Here is a 19,625-nt window from a genome sequence, read left to right as displayed (position 1 = left end):
ACGAGCGGAAGGGCACCTGCTCGGCGTTCATGTCCCGCTGCCTCGCCTTCTTCGCGGGGCTCGGGGTCGCGGTCGAGCGCGTGATGACCGACAACGGCCCGGGGTACCACAGCCGCGAGTTCAACGCGCTCCTGGCGTCCGAGGGGGTCCGCCACCCCTGCACGCGCCCCTACAGCCCCTGGCAGAACGGCAAGGTCGAGCGGATGAACCGGACGCTCGCGCAGGAGTGGCAGTACGGCAGGGCGTGGGACAGCGAGGCGGGCAGGGCCGAGGCCCTGCCCGCCTTCATCGAGCGCTACAATTGGGACCGTCCGCACAGCGCGTGCGGGGGCCTGCCGCCCATGTCGCGCATCGTCGGCGTAAACAACCTATTGGCACACAACAGCTAGGCGAAGTCGGCGAGCTGGGCGGCGAGCGCCTCGAGCTGCGCCTCGAGCTCCTCCGCGCGCTCGCGCTTCTTGGCCACGACATCGGGCGCGGCCTTGGCGATAAAGCCCTCGTTCGCAAGGGTCTTGCGCACGCCGGCAAGCTCCTTCTCGGCCTTTGCGATGGTCTTCTCGATGCGCGCGCGCTCGGCCGCGAAGTCCACAAGGTCGCCCACGAACACGTAGGCGTCGAAATCGGGGCCGGTGAGCACGATCGAGCCCGCGGGCTTCTCGGCGATCTCGTCGGTCGTGATGCCGAGCTGCCCCACGCGCGCGAACATGCAGATAAACGCCCCCATGCCATCGATGGCATCGGCGACCTCCTGCGACGTCGCGCGGATGGTCACGTCGAGCTGCTCCTTGGGGCTGATGCGGTAGCGGGCGCGCGTCGAGCGCACGTCCGTCACCACGGCGCGCGCGAGCTCGAAGGCGTGCTCGCCCGCGTCGTCGATGTAGGCGGCGAAGCGCTCGGGCTCCGGCCACTCGGCCACCATGAGCGCGGCGGCCTTCTCGCCCTCCCCCGTCTCGGGGTCGATGTCGAGCCAGCTCACCGGCATGGCGTCCCAGATGGCCTCGGTCGCGAACGGCATGAGCGGGTGCATGAGGCGCAGACTCGTGTCGAGGACGAAGATGAGGTTGCGCTGCGCCTGCAGGCGCTCGGCCGCACCGTCCTCGCCCAGGCCGTTCAGCCGCGTCTTCGTGACCTCGATGTACCAGTCGCACACCTCGTTCCAGAAGAAGCTCTGGACGGTGCGCGCCACATCGCCGAACGCGTAGTGCTCGATACCCTCGGTCACCGCGGTCACGGTCTTGGCCAGGCGGGAGAGCATCCAGGCGTCGGCCGGCGTCTCCGCGCACGGCGCGCCAGGCGTGTAGCCCTCCATGTTCATGAGCAAAAAGCGGCTCGCGTTCCAGATCTTCGTGATGAAGGCCTTCGCCTGCTCGGTGCGGGCGGAGCCGATGAAGCGCTTGTCCTTGTCGAAGTCGGCGTCGAAGCGCACGTCCTGGTTCGCGGTGAAGAGCGAGAGCAGGTTGAAGCGCATGGCGTCCGCGCCGTACATGTCCATGAGGTCCATGGGGTCGACGCCGTTGCCCTTGCTCTTGGACATGCGGCTGCCGTCCTTGGCGAGCACCGTGGGGTAGATCACGACGTCGTGGAACGGCACCTCGTCCAGGAAGTAGAGCGAGCTCATGATCATGCGCGCCACCCAGAGCGCGATGATGTCGCGCGCGGTGACGAGCGCCGTGGTGGGATGGTGCCCCTCGAGGCGCTCGGGGTGCTCCGGCCAGCCCTGCGTGGCGAACGTCCACAGCTGCGAGCTGAACCAGGTGTCGAGCACGTTCTCGTCCTGGTGCACATGGTGGCCGCCGCACTTCGGGCACACGTCGGTGTCCTCCATGAGGGCGTCCTCCCAGCCGCAGTCCTCGCAGTAGAAGACCGGGATGCGGTGGCCCCACCACAGCTGGCGCGAGATGCACCAGTCCTTGAGGTTCTCCATCCACGTGAGGTAGCTCTGCTTCCAACGATCGGCGTTGAAGCGCACCTTGCCCGAGGTCACCGCCTCGATGGCCGGCCCCTTGAGCTTGTCCACGGCCACGAACCACTGCTCGGAGAGCCAGGGCTCGAGCGTGGTGTCGCAGCGGTAGCAGTGCATGACGGAGTGGTCGTGCTCCTCGATGTGGTCGAGCAGGCCGTGCTCCTCGAACCAGGCGACGACGGCCTCGCGGCACTCGTCGCGCGTCATGCCGGAGAACGCGCCGTAGCCGTCGACCACGACGGCGTGCTCGTCGAAGATGTTGATCTGCGGCAGGTCGTGCGCCTGGCCCATGGCGTAGTCGTTCGGGTCGTGGGCGGGCGTGACCTTCACGAAGCCGGTGCCGAAGCCCGCGTCCACGTGGTAGTCGGAGAAGATGGGGATCTCGCGGTCGACGATGGGCAGCTTCACGGTCTTGCCGACGAACGCCGCCTTCTCCGGGTCCTTCGGGCTCACGGCCACGCCCGTGTCGCCGAGCATGGTCTCGGGGCGCGTCGTGGCCACGACGATGTACTCCTGGCCATCCACGGGCTCGGTGAGCGGGTAGCGCAGGTACCACAGGTGGCCGTGCTCATCCTTGTACTCCGCCTCGTCGTCCGAGATGGCGGTCGTGCAGCTCGGGCACCAGTTCACGATGCGCTTGCCGCGGTAGATGAGGCCGTCGTGGTACCAGTCGCAGAACACGCGGCGCACGGCGTGGGCGTACTCCGGGTCCATGGTGAAGCGCTCGTCCTCGAAGTCGATGGAGCAGCCCATGCGGCGGATCTGCTGCTGGATGATGCCGCCGTACTCGTGCGTCCAGTCCCAGCAGGCGTCGATGAACTTCTCGCGCCCCAGCTCGAGGCGGCTCACGCCCTCGGCCTTCAGCTTCTTATCGACCTTCGTCTGCGTGGCGATGCCGGCGTGGTCGGTGCCGAAGATCCAGCGCGTGGACTTGCCGCGCATGCGCGCGCAGCGCACGATGGCATCCTGGATGGAGTCGTCGAGGGCGTGCCCCATGTGGAGCTTGCCGGTCACGTTCGGCGGCGGAATGACGATCGTGCAGTCGCCCGCGCCCGGACGGCGCTCGGGGCTGCGACGGTAGTACCCGCCGCCGAGCCACTTCGCCAAGATCTTGGGCTCCGTCTCCTGCGGATCGTAGGTCTTCGGCATCTCTTCCATGGAGGTCAATCCCTTCCTTGGTGATCTGGACGTGATAAAAAGGTGACTGACACCATTTTATCAGGTGGGGTTAGGCGGCCACGCGGAGCGGCTGCTCCTCGCCGCGGACGGCCGCGGCGGTGACGACGACCTTCGCCACGCCCTGCTCGCTCGGCAGGTCGAACATCGTCTGCTGGAGCACGTCCTCGCAGATGGAGCGCAGGCCGCGCGCGCCGGTCTTGCGGGCGAGCGCCATGCGGGCCACCTCGCGCAGGGCCTCGGGCTCGAACTCGAGGTCCACGCCCTCGAGCTGGAACATGCGGCGATACTGCTTCACGATGGCGTTGCGGGGCTCGGTGAGGATCCGCACGAGGTCGTCCTCGTCGAGCGCGCGCGTCTCGGTGATGACGGGCGTGCGGCCGATGAACTCGGGGATCATGCCGAAGGCGTTCAGGTCCTGCGGCAGCACCTGGCGCAGCAGGTCGTTCTCGTCGGTGGAGCTGGGGCCGGCAATCTCGGAGTTGAAGCCGATGCCCTTGTTGCCCACGCGGTCGGCCACGATCTTGTCGAGGCCCACGAACGCGCCGCCGCAGATGAACAGGATGTTCGTGGTGTCGATCTGCAGCAGCTCCTGCTGGGGGTGCTTGCGGCCGCCCTGGGGCGGCACGCTCGCGACGGTGCCCTCGAGGATCTTGAGCAGCGCCTGCTGCACGCCCTCGCCGGAGACGTCGCGCGTGATGGAGAGGTTCTCCGCCTTGCGCGCGATCTTGTCGATCTCGTCGATGTAGATGATGCCCACCTCGGCGCGGGAGATGTCGCCGTCCGCCGCGGTGATGAGCTTGAGCAGGATGTTCTCCACGTCCTCGCCCACGTAGCCCGCCTCGGTCAAGGCCGTGGCGTCCGCGATGGCGAACGGCACCTCGAGGATGCGGGCGAGCGTCTGCGCGAGGAGCGTCTTGCCCGTGCCGGTGGGCCCGAGCAAGAGGATGTTCGACTTCGCGAGTTCCACAGCCGAGAGGTCGTCCGCAGGCGCGGAGTGCTTGCCGAGCGGCTCCAGGGGCGTCATGCCGTCGCTCTCGTCGCGCGCGCCCTCGGCGGCACCGCCCTCGAGCACGCGGCGGTAGTGGTTGTAGACGGCGACGGACATGGCGCGCTTGGCATCTTCCTGCCCCATCACGTACTGGGAGAGCTCGTCGTAAATCTCGTGCGGCGTGGGCACGCGGCTGATGACCTGCTTCTGCTCGGGCTCCTCCTCGACGGCCTCCGCCTCCTCGGCGTCCGCGGCGAACGCGTGGCGCAGGTCGCCGTACAGGCCGGGATCGAAGTCGGGGTGCTCGGCCATGAAGTCGCTCGCGAGCGACTCCTCGAGGATCTCGACGCAGGCGGCCACGCACTCATCGCAGATGTAGGTGTTGGTGGGGCCCTTCACGAGCTTGCGGACCTGCCCCTGCTCCTTGCCGCAGAACGAGCAGCGGATGGGGTTGGCGGGCATGCTCGGGTCGTGCGGCCCCCGCGGCGGCATGGTATGCGTGTCCCTGGCCATTACTCAGCACCCTTCTGAGCGTCGGAGCGGGACGCGATGATGCGGTCGACGAGGCCGTACTCCAGGGCGGCGTCGGCGCGCAGGTAGTGGTCGCGCTCGGTGTCGCGCTCGACCTTCTTGATGGACTGGCCGGTCGCGTCGGCGAGGATGCGGTTGAGGTTGTGGCGCGTCTCCTTGATCTCCTGCGCCACGATCTCGATCTCGGTCTGCTGGCCCTGGGCGCCGCCGCTCGGCTGGTGGATCATCACCATGGAGTTCGGCAGGCAGAAGCGCTTGCCGCGCGCGCCGCACGCGAGCAGCACCGCGGCCATGGAAGCCGCCATGCCCACGCAGATGGTCGAGACGTCGGGCTTGATGAAGTTCATGGTGTCGAGGATCGCGAGGCCCGAGTACACCTCGCCGCCGGGCGAGTTGATGTAGAGCGAGATGTCCTTCTCCGCGTCCTGGCTCTCAAGATGCAGGAGCTGGGCGATCACGAGGTTCGCCGTCACGGAGTTGATCTCCTCGCCCAGAAAGACGATGCGGTCGTTCAGGAGGCGCGAGTAGATGTCGTAGCTGCGCTCGCCCCGCGGCGTCTGCTCGATGACATAGGGGACGAGGGCGGAATCGATCCGGGAAATCATGGGGCTCCTTCCTTCAAGGTTCGAGAAACGCGTACGGTGGCCGGAACCTGCGCCGGGCGCGGTCGACCACCGTACGAATACGTCGGTTTACCGATACGGGACGGTACCCATATCGGGGGAAGGCTATACCGCTACTCGGCGGCCTCCTCGGAGGCGCCCTCCTCGCTCTCCTCGCCCTCGGCGGCGCGGGCCACCTCGTCGACCTCGGTCACCTGGGCGTTCTCGACGAGCCAGTCGCAGGCCTTGGAGCGGCGGATGGAGTCGCGCACGGCGGGCATGCGGCCCTCGGTGACGAAGCTGGCCTTCGAGGCCTCGACGTCCTCCACGCCGGCGCGCTCGAACTCGGCGTCGATGTCCTCGTCGGTGACCTCGATCTTGAGCTCGCGGGCGAGCGCGTCGAGGGCGAGCGACTCGCGGGCGACGTCGTCGGCCTGGTGGTGCAGGTCGGAGATGAACTGATCGGAAGTGAGACGGTTGGCCTGGAGCCACTGGTCGAGGCTCATGCCGCGCGCGGAGAGGTTCGAGAGGAACTGCTGGCCGAGCTCCTGGAAGACGGACTGCTCGTAGTCCTCGTCCATCTCCTCGAGCTCGAGGCGCTCGGCGAGGGCGGCCACGCAGCGGCTCTCCTTGATGCCGGGCAGGCGGGACTGCTTGTCCTGCTCGATCTCGAGCTTCACGGCGTCGCGCATGGCCTCGACGCTGTCGAAACCGAAGGTCTCCTTGGCGAGCTCGTCGGTGAGCTCGGGGGTGATGCGGGCGCGGATGGACTTGACGGTGACCTCGACCGTGGCCTCCTCGGCGTCCTCGCCCTCAGGCGTCCAGGAGATCTCCTTGGACTCGCCGGCCTTCATGCCCTTGAGGCCCTCCTCGACGGCCTCGGGCATCGAGCCGGAGCCCACGAAGACCGCGCGGCCCTCGCCAGCGAGGGACTCAGCGTTCTTCACGTCCTTGATGTCGACGGTGACGAAGTCCTCGGCCTCCACGCCGCGATCCTCGACGTCCTCGAACTTCACCTGGTAGGCCAGAAGCATGTTGATCTGGGCGTCGATCTCGGCGTCGGTGACCTCGGCGGGCGGCATCTCGATGGAGACGGGCTCGTAGGACGAGAGCACGGGCTCGGGGCGCATCTTGTAGTCGACCGAGAAGGTGAAGTCCTCGTGGTCCTTGACGATGGCGTCGACCTTGAACTCGCCGTCCTTGACGGGGACGATGTCGAGGTCCTCGAGGATCTCGGGCGCGACGGCGTTCACCGCGTCCTCGGTCGCGATCGCGAGCACGGCGCCCTCGCCGAGCATGCGGTCGATGACCGGGCGCGGGGCCTTGCCGCGGCGGAAGCCCGGGAAGTTGTACCGCTTGGCGGCATCGCGATAGGCCTTCTTGATCGCGTCGTCGACGTCGGCGGCGGGGATGGTCACCGTCGCGGTCAGGATGCCGTTCTCGACGTCAGATGCAGTGATGTTCAACGTTCCTCCTCTAACCTACCCAGCATAGCCTCAGGCGCTGGAACCTGTTTTTCTCTCTCACCGCCGCGTGCGACGGAAGCCCCGAGGGGCGCCTGCGCTGGTGCGGGCGAAAGGACTCGAACCTTCACGGGAAGCCCACTGGAACCTAAATCCAGCGCGTCTACCAATTCCGCCACGCCCGCGTGTCGCGCACAGCTCTCGTATGATAGCAGATACCGCCTGCGTGCACACGGTAAAGCTCGCGCGCGGGCGCGCTCACACGCCGCGCCCACATGCGGCGCCCCCCCCGCCCGGGCGCGCGCGGGCGCCGGGCGCGGGGACGCGCGCTCAGAATTCGATGATCCGCGAGCCGCAGGCGTTCACGAGGCGCGCGCCCGACGGGTGGTCGCGCTCGCGCTCGATGCGGCCGTACTCCATGTGCACGTGGCCGTGGACGAGCAGGCGCGGCCGGAGCATGTCGAGCGCCACGTTGAACGATTCGAAGCCCCGGTGCGGGTAGTCGTCGAGGTCGCCGAAGCCGCGCGGCGGGGCATGCGTCACCATGAGGTCCGCGCCGCCCGACCACTTCGCCCGCAGCGCGATCTTGTACATGCGCCAGCGCATCTCCTGCTCCGTGAAGCCGTAGACGCGGTCGTTGTAGCGCAGCGACCCCCCGAGGCCGACGATGCGCAGGCCGCAGCACGAGATGAGCTTCCCGTCGATGGGCGTGCACCCGAGCGGCGGGTGCTCCGCGTACGAAGTGTCATGGTTGCCCGGCACGTAGAGCAAGGGCACGTTCGCGAGCGTGACGATCGTCTCGAGGTACGTCGCGGGGAGGTCGCCGCACGACACGATGAAGTCGAGCGGGCCGAGCGCCTCGAGGCCGGCGCGCGTCGTGAGGCGGTCCTCCTCGGTGTCCGAGATGGCGAGGATCCTCATGATGTCGTCCCCTTATGGGGCAGCTTCTCCACGTCGAGCGGGATGAGGCCGCTCACCTCGACCTGCTCGAGGCCGTTCCAGGAGAGCTCGCGCTGCTCGGGCAGGCGCCCCACGACGTTGGCGTTGAGCCAGCGCATCCGCACTATCTCGGAGCTCGGCAGGCGCCCCGCCCCATCGAGCTGCACGACGCCCTCCTGACTCACGAGCTCGCCGGCGAACGGGTCGATGCGGTGCGTCAGGATGGACTGGCGCAGGACGTCGATGAGCGTGCGCTGGCCGTAGGTCAGCGCATCGGAGAGACGCACGTCGAGGATGCCGGCCGACATGCCCCACCAGTAGTTGAGCGCGGCGCCGGAGATGGACTCCCCCACGCGCTTCCAGGTCTGGTTGCGGATGGACTGGACGATGAGCCGGTAGTAGCGCCCCCACTTCCAGACGGGCTCGGCGAGGTGCGTGGAGGTGCCGTCGTCCTCGATGCGGTAGAGGCCCCACGGCTCGTCGGGCGCGCGCGGGTCGAGGTAGTCGCGCGCCGAGACGATGCGCACGTCCGTCTCCGCGAGCTCGCGCTTCCAGTCGTAGTCCTTCGCCGAGAACCACTTGAGGTAGATGGTCGAGGCGGGGTCGACCATGGCCGCCCCGATGGCGAAGGCGTTGATCGCCGAGACGCTGCCGAAGGTCGGCACCTCCGCCACATACCCGATGCGATGGTTCTCCGCAAGGGTCGCCGCGAGCGCGCCGAGCAGGAACTTCGCCTCGTAGAGCCGGCCGCTGAACGTGCGCACCGCGCTGTGCGAGAGGCTCACGGAGCAGTTGATGAAGGGCGTGTCCGGATGCAGGACGGCCGCGCGCAGGCAGGAATGCATCTGCGTGGGCGAGATCGTCACCACGAGGTCGGAGCCCGCGGCGATCGCGCGGTCGACCGCCTCGTCGAAGACGTCGTCCTCCGCGCAGAAGGGATGGGCGCGCGTCTCCACCGTGGAGCCCATGTAGCGCTCGAGCATGACCCTGCCCTTGTCGTGCAGGGCGCACCACCCGTCGGTCTCGGGCGAGCGCTCGTAGATGAACGAGACGCGGAAGGGCTTGTAGGAGCTCACGGGCAAGAGGCTCTTGAGCTCGCTGATGACGGGCGTCTTGCCCTCGGCGGGGTCCTCCAGGTAAGCGACCTTGCCGCCGTCGCGCGCCACGACGAACTCGTCCCAGATGCGCGCCACATGGCGCGACACCTCGCTCGGGAGCGATTCGACCGCCTGATGGAAGCCGAAGATCTTGAGGTAGACGAGGAACGCGTCGCCCGGCGTCACGCCCAGGTGCTCGCCGCCGTGTTTCTTGAACGCCATGAGGAAGGAGTCGAACGCCTGGCGCAGGTCGTGCACCACCTCGTCCGGCCACACCTCCTCGAGGTCGCGCCCGGCGAAGGCGGCGAGCTTCGCGTAGGAGCCCTCCTCGGTGAGCACGATGCCGTAGATGGGCGCGACGCTGTAGAAGCGCATGAACTCCTGGTAGACGCGGTACGCCTTGGAGTCCGACGCCATGGGTACCACGCGGACGACCTGCGCCGTGATGGTCGGCTGCCCTAAAAAGCGCAGCACCGAGACGCGCTTGTTGCCCTCCTGCACGTAGAAGCGCTGGAAGAACTCGTAGACGAGGATGGGGTCGCGGATGCCCTCCTCGCGTTGGGAATCGATGAGGTCGCTCCACTTCATCGCGAACTCGCTCGAGGCCTCGGGCAGGGGCATGAAGTTCGTGGCGAAGCTGTTCTGGCGGCCGTGCGTGCGCGTGCCCGCGATGAGGGCGATGTCGATCTCGGTGGTGCCGATGGGGATCTCCCCCTGGCAGCCCTCGCCCTTCAGGATGTCGTCGAGCGCGGGCAGGTAGGGGTAGCGCCCCGCCTCGACGTCCTCCTGCAGCTGCCTGACCGCGAGCTTGCGCGCCCGGCGATAATCATCGAGCATAGGCTCCCCTTCTCAATCGCGAACGGTCACGCCGGCGACCCGGTCAGGCGAGCCGGGCCGCCGGCCACAGGCGGGCGCTAGTCCACGCGCTCGAAGCGGTACATCACCGCGGCGTTCGCCTCGAGCCGCACGGGCAGCGGCATGCCCATGTCCATGAGGGCATCCGCCGGGTACACCACGCCGGAATCCAGGTCGCGGTAGCTCGCGCCCGGGGTGAGCCCGCGCGGCACCACGTAGTTCGCCACGCCGTAGCCCTCAACCTCGAGGCGCACCGCGCTCACCACGGCCTGCGAGCCGTCCTCGGTCACGTACTCCCATGCGCAGATCGCGTCCGTCTGCGGCGAGTCGAGGCGGTACAGGAGCCCCTCGCGCACGATGGGCTCGATCTCGTGGAAGCGCTTCACCTGCCGGCGGATGTGCTCGCAGGCGCGCTCCGGGAGCTTCATGAGGTCGAGCTCGTAGCCGAAGGCCGCGCCCTGCATGGCCGTGATGCCGCGCGTGGTGAGCGGGACGCTGCGGCCGTTGATCTCGTTCGGGCAGGCCGAGACGTGCGCGCCCATGGCGGAGCTCGGGAAGCCGAACGAGGTGCCGTACTGGATCTTCAAGCGGTTGACGGCGTCGGTGTTGTCGCTCGTCCAGATCTGCGGCATGTAGTAGAGCATGCCCGCGTCGAAGCGGCCGCCGCCCGCGGAGCATCCCTCGAACAGGATCTTCGGATAGCGCTCGACGAGGCGCTCGAGCAGGTCGTAGAGGCCGAGCATGTAGTCGTAGAGCACCTTGCCCTGGTCGCTCGAGGCGCGCGAGTACGTATCGACGATGCTGCGGTTGTAATCCCACTTCACGTACTCGATGTTCGCCTGGTCGAGCACGCGGCAGAGCTGCTCGAAGAGGTTGTCGCGCACCTCCTCGCGCGAGAGGTCGAGCACGAGTTGGTCACGGCCGAGCACGGGGCCCTTGCCGGGCACGGCGAGCACCCAGTCGGGATGCTCGCGGTACAGCTCGCTGTCCTCGCTCACCATCTCGGGCTCCACCCAGATGCCGAACTTCACGCCCAGGGCGTTCACCCGGTCGACGAGCTCGGCGAGCGTCCCGCCGAGCTTCCCCTCGTTCACCGTCCAGTCGCCGAGCGCGCGCAGGTCGTCGCGGCGCGTGGAGAACCAGCCGTCGTCCATGACGAGCATCTCGATGCCCAGGCTCGCGGCGCGCTCCGCGAGCTTCACGAGGCACTCGCCCGTGAAGTCGAAGTAGAACGCCTCCCAGCTGTTGATGAGCACGGGGCGGGCGGCGTCGCGCCAGATGCCGCGGCACACGCGCGTGCGGATGCAGCGGTGGAAGTTCTGCGACACGCGCTCGATGCCCTCGCTCGAGTACGTCATGATGACCTCGGGCGCCACGAGCTGCTCGCCGGGCTCCAAGGGATAGGAGAAGCGGTCGTCCGAAAGGCCCATCTGCATGCGGGTCTGGTCGAACTGCTCGCCGGTCACCTCGGCCTCGAAGCCGCCGCTGTACACGAAGTTCATGCCCCAGGCGCGGCCGGTCGATTCCGTGGCGTCGTGGTCGCAGAGCAGCATGACCGGGCTGTACTGGTTCGACGACATGCCGCGGCGGCTCCCCACCGAGAACGTGCCGTGGCCCACGCGGTGCCGATCGGGGATGCGCTCCATGGCGTGGCGACCGTGGAACGAGATGACGTCGAAGTCGCCGTTCACGAAGTCGAGGCAGGCGGTCTGCGCCCGGTCGACGGTGATGCGCCCGGTGCCCTCGTTCCTGATCACGGCGGCGCGGGTGATGACGTCGAGCTCGGGCATGACGCCGTAGAGGAGCTCGACCACAAGTCCCAGCCGCGCATCGCGCAGGCGCACCATGAGGGTCTCGGCGCCGTCCGCCTCGTCATCGCTGTAAACCGCCGGCAGGCCCGGCAGGGCGTACTTGCCCGGACGGATCTCGTAGCCGTCGTAGCGCAGGTCGCACCCGAAGGCGCCACTCTCGTCGCGCACCACGAGCAGCGGGCTGCGCATGTCGCCCGCACCCTGGAACGGGTACTCCTGCGGCAGGACGTCGAGCGAGTAGGTGCGGTCGTTCACATCGTAGGGGCAGCCGCACATGCCGCTGCGGTCCGCATACGTCACGAGATAGGCCATGAAGCCGTCCGAGCGCCTGCCGTAGTAGAGATGCAGCAGGAAGCCGTAGGAGTCCGCAAGCATCTGGTAGGTGGTCGATCGGGTGTTGAGCGTGAAGACGCGGGTGGATTCGTCGAAGCTGATGGGCATGATAGCCAGCCTTTCGAGCAAGATATTCGTGCGAAGCCCCGGTCGGGGCGCAGCCCGGCCGGGGTAACCGACAGTATACGTCGCGTCCGGCACGCCCGCGCGAGCGTGCCGGAGACGCAAGAGAAACTACTTAACCGCGCCGTTCGTGACGCCGCCGATGATCTGCTTCTGCGCGAAGATGTAGAAGATGATCATGGGCAGCATGGCGAGCAGGTACGACGCGAAGGCGAGCGAGTAGTCGGTGCCGAACGTCGTCTGGAACGTCATCTGCGCGAGCGGCAGCGTGTTCACGCCCGAACCGCCCATGATGACGAGCGGGGTCATGACGTCGTTCCACACCGCGAGGCCGGTGAGCACCGCCACGGTGGCGTGCATGGGCTTCATGATAGGGAAGATGACCTTCCAGAACGTCGTCCAGGTGCGGGCGCCGTCCACGCGGGCGGCCTCCTCGAGCGCGAGCGGGATGTTGCGCAGGTAGCCCGTGTAGAGCATGACGTTCATGGGCATGTAGAACACCACGTAGAGAATCATGACGCCCAGCATGTTGTCCAGATGCAGGACGGCCGTCTGCTTCACGAGCGGCATCATGAGGATCGCGAACGGCACGTACATGCCGGCGACGATGAAGTAGTAGCTCAGCTTGAAGGGCTTCTTCTCCATGTTGCGCCCGATGGCGTACGCCGCGAGGCTGTGCACCACGATGGACACGACCACGGCCACGGCCGTGATGATGAGCGAGTTCATGAACGTGACGAAGAAGTCCGTGGCCTCGATGGCCTCGAGGAAGTTCGCGAAGTCCCAGGTCTCGGGCAGCGTGAAGATCTCGAGGCCCATGGGATAGCGCACGGAGACGGCGATGCGCACCGTCATGTACAGCGGGAAGATGATCGTGACCGCCGCGAGGACGATCAGGGCGATGGTAATGGGCCAGTTGACCCGCTCCGAGACCTTCGCCTTAGCGTTGGATGCCATTACAGCTGCTCCTCTCTGCTATTCAAAAAGCGCGTCTGGATAACCGAGATCGCGGCGATGAGGATGAAGAAGATGACCGCGTTGGCGCACTGGAACCCGAACTGCCCGCCGGACAGGCCGTTGTTGTAGATGAGGAACGAGATGGATTCCGTGGACTGCGACGGGCCGCCGCTCGTCATGGCGATGATCTGGTCGAAGACCATGAGCATGTTCTTCATCACGAGCACCATGTTCGTGGTGATGGAGGGCATGATGAGCGGGAGCGTGATGTAGCGGAACTTGTTCCAGCCCTTCGCGCCGTCGAGCGCGGCCGCCTCGTAGACGTCCTCGGGCACCGATGACAGGCCGGTGATGTAGATGATCGTGGTCTGCGCGCAGCTCTGCCACACGAGCACCACCACGATGGCCACCCACGCCCAGGTGGGGTCGCCGAGGATCGTGTAGTCGGTGTTGAAGAGCGCCGGGATGAGCCAGGTGAACAGGAACTGGAACACGTAGCCCACGACGAGCGCGCCCAGGATCTGCGGCACGAAGAACAGGCCGCGCAGCGCGCTCTTGAACTTGATCTTGCTCGAGAGCGCCATCGCGAGGATGAGCGAGAACACGTTCGTGAGGATCGTGGAGATGACGGCGACCTTGAACGTGAAGAGGTAGGAGTTCAGGACGCGCGTATCCGTGAAGAGGTCTGCGTAGTTCTGCAGGCCGACGATGTTGAAGGCGCCGTAGCCCTTCGAATCGGTGAAGCTGTACAGAAAGCCCGTGATGAGCGGGTAGGTGTTGAAGGCAACGAACAAGATGAGCACGGGGATGAGGATCGCATAGAACGTCCTCATGCGGTTCGTGCCGACCTTGCCCTTCGCAAGTGTGGCCATTGAGGTTCCCCCTTAGCTCTCGATACCGTGCTGGCGGTCGTACTCCTGGACCTGGCGGATGACGTTGCGGTTGTAGCGCTGCCAATCCGAATCGAACTTCTTGAGGAAGCGGTCGATGATCTCGTCCTCGGTACCGTCGTTATCCTGCAGCATGGTCTGGAGCTGCGCGTCGACCGCCATGGCGCTCTGGTAGGAGTGGTCCAGGTAGTCAAGCACGCGACCCTCCTCGAGCCAGGGCTTGATGTCGTCGAACAGCGGGTCGAGCTCGAAGTCGCCCTCGATGCACGAGATGGCGCGCTGGTCGGTGATGTAGGTCTGCAGGTAATCCGGCGAGCTCAAGAAGTCGAGCACCTCGTAGACGGCATCCTTGTGCTTGCAGGTCTCGGCCACGCACCACTGCAGGTCGACGCCGGAGACGACGATGCGGTCCTCCGGGTTCTCGGCCGAGGGCATGGGGAACATCCCGACCTCGATGTCGGTGCCGGAGCGCAGGATCTGCGGGACCGCGAAGCTGCCGCAGGGGTACATCGCCGACATGCCGTTGCCGAAACGGGTGCAGGCGTCGTTGTACTGGATGGAGAAGGGGCCGGGGTCGCCGATGGTGGTCTGGCTGTACTTCAGCATCTGGCGCATGCGGCGGGCCGGCGCGCCGTAGTACTCGGCGAAGGTGGCCTCGCCGGCGTTCACCTGGCGCGCGAGGTCGCTTGGCACCATGTTCACCGCGATGGAGTTCCACGGCGAGAGGATCGTCCAGGTGTCGGCGTAGCCCAGGTAGAACGGGGCGACTTGGCCTTCGGCGACGATCTCGTCGCAGAGCGCGATGAGCTCGTCCCAGGTCTCGGGGATGGCCCAGCCCTTATCGGCGAACATCTGCTTGTTGTAGAGCATGCCTGCGGCGTTCGCCACGTACGGCACGCCGTAGATGCCCTCCATTGGGACGTACGTGACGCTCTTCAGGATGTCGATGTAGGCAGGGCTCACGGAATCCATGCCGGGGTAATCGCTCACGTCGGCGAGGATCTCGGAGTCGACGAAGCTCGCGTAGTCCGCGTCGCCGCCGATGCCGATCACGTCCGGGTAGTTCTCGCGCACGAAGCGCGTCTTCATGACGGTCACGGCGTCCGCGGGGCTCTGGATGTTGAGGTAGATGTCGTCGTGGGTCGCGTTGAAGTCGGCCATGATCTGCTCGAAGATGCTCACGGCCTCCTGCTTGTAGCTCACGATCTCGACCTCGACCTTGCCGTCCGAGCGCTCGTTGGTGCACCCGGCGAACATGAGCGAGGCCGCGCCCGCTGCGGTGAGGCCCAGAAGCGAGCGCCGCGATATGGGTTTGCTCAGCATATCTGCTCTCCTCTCGGGCTAGTGGACGATGGCCAGCTCGGTCTCCTTGTCGAACACATGGAGCTTGTCCATGTCGAAGGCGACCTTGATGCGGCTGCCGTTGCGCGCGGGGTTCGTGGCGGACACGTGCGCGGAGATGGCGCCGCCGTCCACGTCGCCGTAGATCATGGCCTCGGCGCCCAGGAGCTCGTAGACCGTGACGAGCGACTCGATGGGCTCGGAGAGGCGCTTGTCCTCGGCGTGCTCGTGCTCCTCGATGACGTCCTCCGGGCGGATGCCGGCGATGACGACGCGGCCGATGTAGGGCTTGAGCGCCTCGGCCTTCGACTCAGGCACGGAGATGGTGTTCCCGCCGAAGGTGAGGGTGATCTTGCCCTCGGCCTCGCCCACCGTGGCGTCGATGAAGTTCATCTGGGGGCTGCCGATGAAGCCGGCGACGAAGAGGTTGCAGGGCTCGGCGTAGAGCTTGGACGGGGTGTCCACCTGCTGCATGACGCCTTCCTTCATGACGACGATGCGCGTGCCGAGCGTCATGGCCTCCGTCTGGTCGTGCGTGACGTAGATGATCGTGGCGCCCAGGCGGTCATGGAGCTTCGAGATCTCGGCGCGCATCTGGACGCGCAGCTTGGCGTCGAGGTTCGAGAGGGGCTCGTCCATGAGGTAGACCTTGGGCTTGCGCACGATGGCGCGGCCCATGGCGACGCGCTGGCGCTGGCCGCCGGAAAGCGCCGACGGCTTGCGGTCGAGCAGCTTCTCGAGGTCGAGGATGCGCGCGGCCTCGTGGACGGCCTTGTCGATCTCGGCCTTGTCCACCTTGCGCAAGCGCAGCGGGAAGGCCATGTTCTCGTAGACCGTCATGTGCGGGTAGAGGGCATAGTTCTGGAAGACCATAGCGATGTCGCGCTCGCTCGGCTCGACGTCGTTCACAACGCGGCCGTCGATCTTGAGCGTGCCCGAGGTGATGTCCTCGAGGCCGGCGATCATGCGGAGGGTCGTGGACTTGCCGCACCCAGAGGGACCGACGAAGATGATGAATTCCTTGTCGGCGATCTCGAGGTTGAAGTCCTTCACCCCCTCATAGCCATTGGGGTACTTCTTGCCAACGTGTTCGAGCGTGAGTCCTGCCATCGAGCTTCCCCTTCCAACGTGAGCTCTTGACCTGCTTTGACGTAGGCGACAGACAAAGCGTATGTGTCCATAGTAAAAATTATCCTTTTGCTAGGTTATACACATACTTAGCTATAAATACTTACTTAATTCTTGTTAGCGCTGGTAAATATGGGTAAATAGTTTGTATAGTTTTACCGGAAATTCGATAGACGGTCGAAAAGGAGGGGTCAACGGTATCAAATTTCCCCTACCAGATGGAGGTCTTCACAGGAGCGCTATACTGTATTTGCCCACGTAATTACCGACGTTTTATGATGTATTAGGCTTATATATCATATTGCGACATCTATAGAGGAATTATATACCCTTGTTGATTATTTATCGCATTTTGGTATATAGTACGCCATAAGTGCACGGCACAGCGACGCAGCCGGTCACGACGCGATGGAGGATGTCATGCGTCCACACGAGATCGAGTTTTCAACCTTCGAGGGCGGTGTCTTCACCGACCTCATGCCCTACCAGTACGGCCGCGAGGTGTGCACGCCGGGGCACGCCTTCGGTCCCGCGCGCCGAAGCCACTACCTCTTCCATTTCATTCTTGAGGGGAAAGGGTCGCTCACCGCCACCGACGAGATGGGGAGCGCGACCGTCCACGAGCTCCACGCGGGCGAGGGGTTCCTCATCTTCCCCGGCCAGATCACCACCTATGTCGCCGACCTCGATGAGCCCTGGGAGTACATCTGGATCGAGTTCGACGGCGCGCATGTGAAGTCCAACCTCGACCGCCTGGGCTTCTCCCCCGCCTCCCCGGTGTACCAGGCGCAAGACGAGGAGCGCTGCGAGCAGATGGTCGACGCCATGCGCAGCCTGCTCGAGCACCGCAGCGCCTCGCAGTTCTACCTCGTGGCGTGCGCCTGCCTGTTCTTCGACGCCTTCCTCGGGTCAGCGCGGCCGCACCGCTCGGGCGCCTCGAGCCGCCTGCACAGCTTCTACGTGGACAACGCCCTCGCCTACATCGAGCAGAACTACCAGGGCGACATCACGGTCGAGGACATCGCGCGCAACGCCGGGCTCAACCGCAGCTACTTCGGCAAGGTGTTCCGCGACGCGATGGGCGTCTCGCCGCAGCAGTTCCTCATCGGGTTCCGCATCGAGAAGGCCTGCGAGCTGCTCAAGCTCTCGAACCTTTCCGTGGGCGAGGTGGGCCGCGCGGTGGGGTACCCCAACCAGCTGCACTTCTCGCGCGCGTTCAAGAACGCCCGCGGGCTCTCGCCCAGGGCTTGGCGCCAGCAGCACGCGCAACGGTAGCGAGCGCTCCGCCCTCCCGCCGGGGCCGGCGCTCCCTCCGTGCTCAGACAGTCCTCGAAACGGCCCTGGGAGGGCCGTTTCTGCGGAACTGCGCCGGAGCGAGCGCCTGCCCCGGCGGGAGGGCGGATGGCTCGGCCGTTGATGCGGAGAACGTATCTCAGATGAGCGGGTTACGTACTCGCAAACGGGTTCCTACCAGATGTGCTTGAGCCAGGTGAAGCCCCAGGCGGGGAGGTCGACGGTGGCGACTTCCTCATTTGTGCCGGCTACGAGGTCGGTGTACTCGGCGGGCTCGGGCATCCACACGGTCTTGGGCTGGTCGCTGAAGTTGAACACGGCGTGCAACGTCTCGCCGTCGACCTCGCGCACGATCCACAGGATCGCGGGGTCGCTGTAGTCCTTCGGCCACACGCGCGCCCCGGCCGAGAACACCGGGTCCTCGCGGCGCACGCGCTCGAGGAGCTGCAGCCCGTCGAAGATGCGCTGCTGGACGCTCCCCTCCTCGTCGATGCGCTCGGTGAGCTCCCAGGGGAAGCGGCCGCGGTGGATGTAGCGCGAATCGTCCGCGCGCTCGGGATCCTCGACGTAGCTGTAGTCGTTCACCTGGGCGACCTCATCGCCGCTGTAGATGATGGGGAGGCCGGACTGGGTGAGCATGTAGGCGTGGAGCATGAGGTCCTGCGCGATGGCGACGTCCATCTTCGCCGCGTCGCCCTCGAAGCCCGCCGCCTCGATACCGCACATCGAGGCCGTCGTGCCGCAGAAGCGCGCGTCGCCCGTGACGGGATCGGCGTTGTAGAGCGCGCCGCGGCTCGAGCTGCCCGGCGCCCACCCCAGGAAGTAGTCGTTGAGGAAGCGCTTGTGCTCCACCTCGCGCTGGCCCCAGGACGCGAGGAGCGGATAGTCGAGGCCCCAGCCGATGTCGTCGTGGCAGCGCAGGTAGTTGAGGAAGGTGTACGAGGCGGGCAGCGAGCACACGGCGCCGAGCTGGCTGCGCAGCAGGCGCGTGTCGCGCGTGGCGACGGTGTGCCAGGTCGTGGCCATCGTGGTCACGTTGTAGAGCATGTGGCACTCGGGCTTCTCCGGGGTGCCGAAGTAGGGCACGACCTCTACGGGCGCCATGACCACCTCGCCCAGCAGCGCGATGCCGGGACAGACGACCTCGCCGATCATGCGCATCATGCGCACGATGGTGTGGACCTGCGGGAGGTTGCGGCAATTCGTGCCGAGCTCCTTCCAGATGTAGGGGACGGCATCGAGGCGGATGATGTCCATGCCCTGGTTCGCGAGGAACAGGAAGTTGTACATCATCTCGTTGAACACGCGCGGGTTGCGGTAGTTGAGGTCCCATTGGTAGGGGTAGAACTGCGTCATGACGCTCTGGCCGAGCTCGGGCAGGTAGGTGAAGTGCCCGGGCGCCGTCGTGGGGAACACCTGGGGCACGTCGCGCGAATAGCGCTCGATCACCGCGGGGTTCGCCTCGAAGAAGTACCGGCTCATGTACTCGCCCTCGCCGGCGCGCGCCCGCCGCGCCCACTCATGGTCCTCGGACGTGTGGTTCATCACGAAGTCCATGCACAGGCTGATGCCGTGCTCATGGCAGGTCGCCGCCAGGTGCGCGAGGTCGTCCATGGTGCCCAGGTCGGGCCGCACGCGGCGGAAATCGCTCACCGCGTAGCCGCCGTCCGAGCGGCTCTTGTCGAGCGGCGTGTCGAGGAACGGCATGAGGTGGATGCAGGTCACGTTGCACCGCTCGAGGTACGGAAGCTTCTCCTCGACCCCCTTGATGGTGCCCGCGAAGTTATCGATGTACATCTGCATGCCGAGCATCTTCTGGTCGCGATACCAGGCGCCCTCAGCCTCGCGCTTCGCATCGAGCGCGCGCAGCGCCTTCGAGCGCTCGTCGTAGTAGTAGCGCATGGTGTGGATGAGCTCGGCGAACATATCGCCGTTGCCGTACAGCTCCATATAGAGCCAGCGCAGCTCGTCGTGATGGCGCGCGAGCCGCTCGTCGAACGCATCCGGTGCGGGATGGGCGGCCTTCGAACCGCGCGGATTGGGTTGTGTCGTCTTCTTTCGCCGGGTAGACATATGCGCTCCTCATGAATCAGCGCAACGGGACATCGAGCAACCTCGATCCCCGCTGCAAC

At 66.1% G+C, this 19,625-nt stretch carries 14 protein-coding genes and 1 tRNA gene; 2 read left to right on the top strand and 13 right to left on the bottom strand.

All coding sequences use genetic code 11. The features are described from left to right. On the top strand, positions 1-389 hold a 389-nt coding region (locus B5G02_RS03825), incomplete at its 5' end, for an integrase core domain-containing protein (RefSeq protein ID WP_143758281.1). Here B5G02_RS03825 and B5G02_RS03820 read toward each other — a convergent pair. The 12 genes from B5G02_RS03820 to B5G02_RS03765 form a co-directional block, all read right to left on the bottom strand. Beyond that, positions 386-3,121, bottom strand: coding sequence for a valine--tRNA ligase (locus B5G02_RS03820; protein ID WP_094335258.1), 2,736 nt, complete (start codon positions 3,119-3,121; stop codon positions 386-388). The two genes, B5G02_RS03825 and B5G02_RS03820, sit on opposite strands and share 4 nt — an antisense overlap. Positions 3,122-3,191: 70 nt before the next feature. After that, positions 3,192-4,643: an ATP-dependent Clp protease ATP-binding subunit ClpX gene (gene clpX, locus B5G02_RS03815; protein WP_094335251.1), complete on the bottom strand. Its 1,452-nt coding sequence runs from the start codon at positions 4,641-4,643 to the stop codon at positions 3,192-3,194. Further along, entirely contained in the window at positions 4,643-5,266 is a 624-nt protein-coding gene (locus B5G02_RS03810) for an ATP-dependent Clp protease proteolytic subunit (RefSeq protein WP_094335250.1), read from the bottom strand. The genes clpX and B5G02_RS03810 overlap by 1 nt, the downstream gene beginning before the upstream one ends. 131 nt (positions 5,267-5,397) lie before the next feature. Next, entirely contained in the window at positions 5,398-6,729 is a 1,332-nt protein-coding gene (gene tig / locus B5G02_RS03805) for a trigger factor (protein WP_094335249.1), read from the bottom strand. Positions 6,730-6,827: 98 nt separating this feature from the next. Continuing rightward, positions 6,828-6,911, bottom strand: a tRNA-Leu gene (locus B5G02_RS03800). Between the two features lie 145 nt (positions 6,912-7,056). Then, positions 7,057-7,647 carry a metallophosphoesterase family protein gene (locus B5G02_RS03795; protein ID WP_094335248.1) on the bottom strand — a complete coding sequence of 197 codons (591 nt, stop codon included), beginning with the start codon at positions 7,645-7,647 and terminating at the stop codon, positions 7,057-7,059. Then, a complete protein-coding gene (locus B5G02_RS03790; RefSeq protein ID WP_094335247.1) occupies positions 7,644-9,599 on the bottom strand; it encodes a BMP family ABC transporter substrate-binding protein in 1,956 nt (651 codons plus the stop codon). The genes B5G02_RS03795 and B5G02_RS03790 overlap by 4 nt, the downstream gene beginning before the upstream one ends. Before the next feature lie 77 nt (positions 9,600-9,676). Then, positions 9,677-11,869: an alpha-galactosidase gene (locus tag B5G02_RS03785; protein ID WP_094335246.1), complete on the bottom strand. Its 2,193-nt coding sequence runs from the start codon at positions 11,867-11,869 to the stop codon at positions 9,677-9,679. 126 nt (positions 11,870-11,995) lie between these two features. Beyond that, positions 11,996-12,841 (bottom strand): carbohydrate ABC transporter permease, encoded by an 846-nt coding sequence (locus B5G02_RS03780; RefSeq protein ID WP_094335245.1) that lies wholly within the window; start codon positions 12,839-12,841, stop codon positions 11,996-11,998. Then, positions 12,841-13,713, bottom strand: coding sequence for a carbohydrate ABC transporter permease (locus B5G02_RS03775; RefSeq protein ID WP_094335244.1), 873 nt, complete (start codon positions 13,711-13,713; stop codon positions 12,841-12,843). Before B5G02_RS03775 ends, B5G02_RS03780 begins: the two co-directional genes overlap by 1 nt. 12 nt (positions 13,714-13,725) lie before the next feature. After that, positions 13,726-15,054, bottom strand: coding sequence for an ABC transporter substrate-binding protein (locus B5G02_RS03770; protein ID WP_094335243.1), 1,329 nt, complete (start codon positions 15,052-15,054; stop codon positions 13,726-13,728). 18 nt (positions 15,055-15,072) lie between these two features. Continuing rightward, positions 15,073-16,182, bottom strand: a complete 1,110-nt coding sequence (locus B5G02_RS03765) for an ABC transporter ATP-binding protein (RefSeq protein ID WP_094335242.1) — start codon at positions 16,180-16,182, stop codon at positions 15,073-15,075. Positions 16,183-16,620: 438 nt separating this feature from the next. On the opposite strand from B5G02_RS03765, the gene B5G02_RS03760 reads away from it, so the two are divergent. Continuing rightward, positions 16,621-17,475: an AraC family transcriptional regulator gene (locus B5G02_RS03760; RefSeq protein WP_094335241.1), complete on the top strand. Its 855-nt coding sequence runs from the start codon at positions 16,621-16,623 to the stop codon at positions 17,473-17,475. 192 nt (positions 17,476-17,667) lie between these two features. Here B5G02_RS03760 and B5G02_RS03755 read toward each other — a convergent pair whose 3' ends face one another. Next, complete coding sequence (locus tag B5G02_RS03755) at positions 17,668-19,566, bottom strand: amylosucrase (protein ID WP_094335240.1); 1,899 nt, start codon at positions 19,564-19,566, stop codon at positions 17,668-17,670. Between the last annotated feature and the right edge of the window lie 59 nt (positions 19,567-19,625).

Origin of the sequence: [Collinsella] massiliensis, from assembly GCF_002161605.1 — a bacterium.
Lineage (GTDB): Bacteria > Actinomycetota > Coriobacteriia > Coriobacteriales > Coriobacteriaceae > Enorma.
Note: the sequence above shows the minus strand (reverse complement) of the source record. Positions and strands in the feature narration are given on the sequence as shown.

Coding starts and splice junctions, on each gene's coding strand:
- B5G02_RS03820 (WP_094335258.1), bottom strand. CDS start 3,121: ATGGAAGAGATGCCGAAGACCTACGATCCGCAGGAGACGGAGCCCAAG.
- clpX (WP_094335251.1), bottom strand. CDS start 4,643: ATGGCCAGGGACACGCATACCATGCCGCCGCGGGGGCCGCACGACCCG.
- B5G02_RS03810 (WP_094335250.1), bottom strand. CDS start 5,266: ATGATTTCCCGGATCGATTCCGCCCTCGTCCCCTATGTCATCGAGCAG.
- B5G02_RS03795 (WP_094335248.1), bottom strand. CDS start 7,647: ATGAGGATCCTCGCCATCTCGGACACCGAGGAGGACCGCCTCACGACG.
- B5G02_RS03790 (WP_094335247.1), bottom strand. CDS start 9,599: ATGCTCGATGATTATCGCCGGGCGCGCAAGCTCGCGGTCAGGCAGCTG.
- B5G02_RS03785 (WP_094335246.1), bottom strand. CDS start 11,869: ATGCCCATCAGCTTCGACGAATCCACCCGCGTCTTCACGCTCAACACC.
- B5G02_RS03780 (WP_094335245.1), bottom strand. CDS start 12,841: ATGGCATCCAACGCTAAGGCGAAGGTCTCGGAGCGGGTCAACTGGCCC.
- B5G02_RS03775 (WP_094335244.1), bottom strand. CDS start 13,713: ATGGCCACACTTGCGAAGGGCAAGGTCGGCACGAACCGCATGAGGACG.
- B5G02_RS03770 (WP_094335243.1), bottom strand. CDS start 15,054: ATGCTGAGCAAACCCATATCGCGGCGCTCGCTTCTGGGCCTCACCGCA.
- B5G02_RS03765 (WP_094335242.1), bottom strand. CDS start 16,182: ATGGCAGGACTCACGCTCGAACACGTTGGCAAGAAGTACCCCAATGGC.
- B5G02_RS03760 (WP_094335241.1), top strand. CDS start 16,621: ATGCGTCCACACGAGATCGAGTTTTCAACCTTCGAGGGCGGTGTCTTC.
- B5G02_RS03755 (WP_094335240.1), bottom strand. CDS start 19,566: ATGTCTACCCGGCGAAAGAAGACGACACAACCCAATCCGCGCGGTTCG.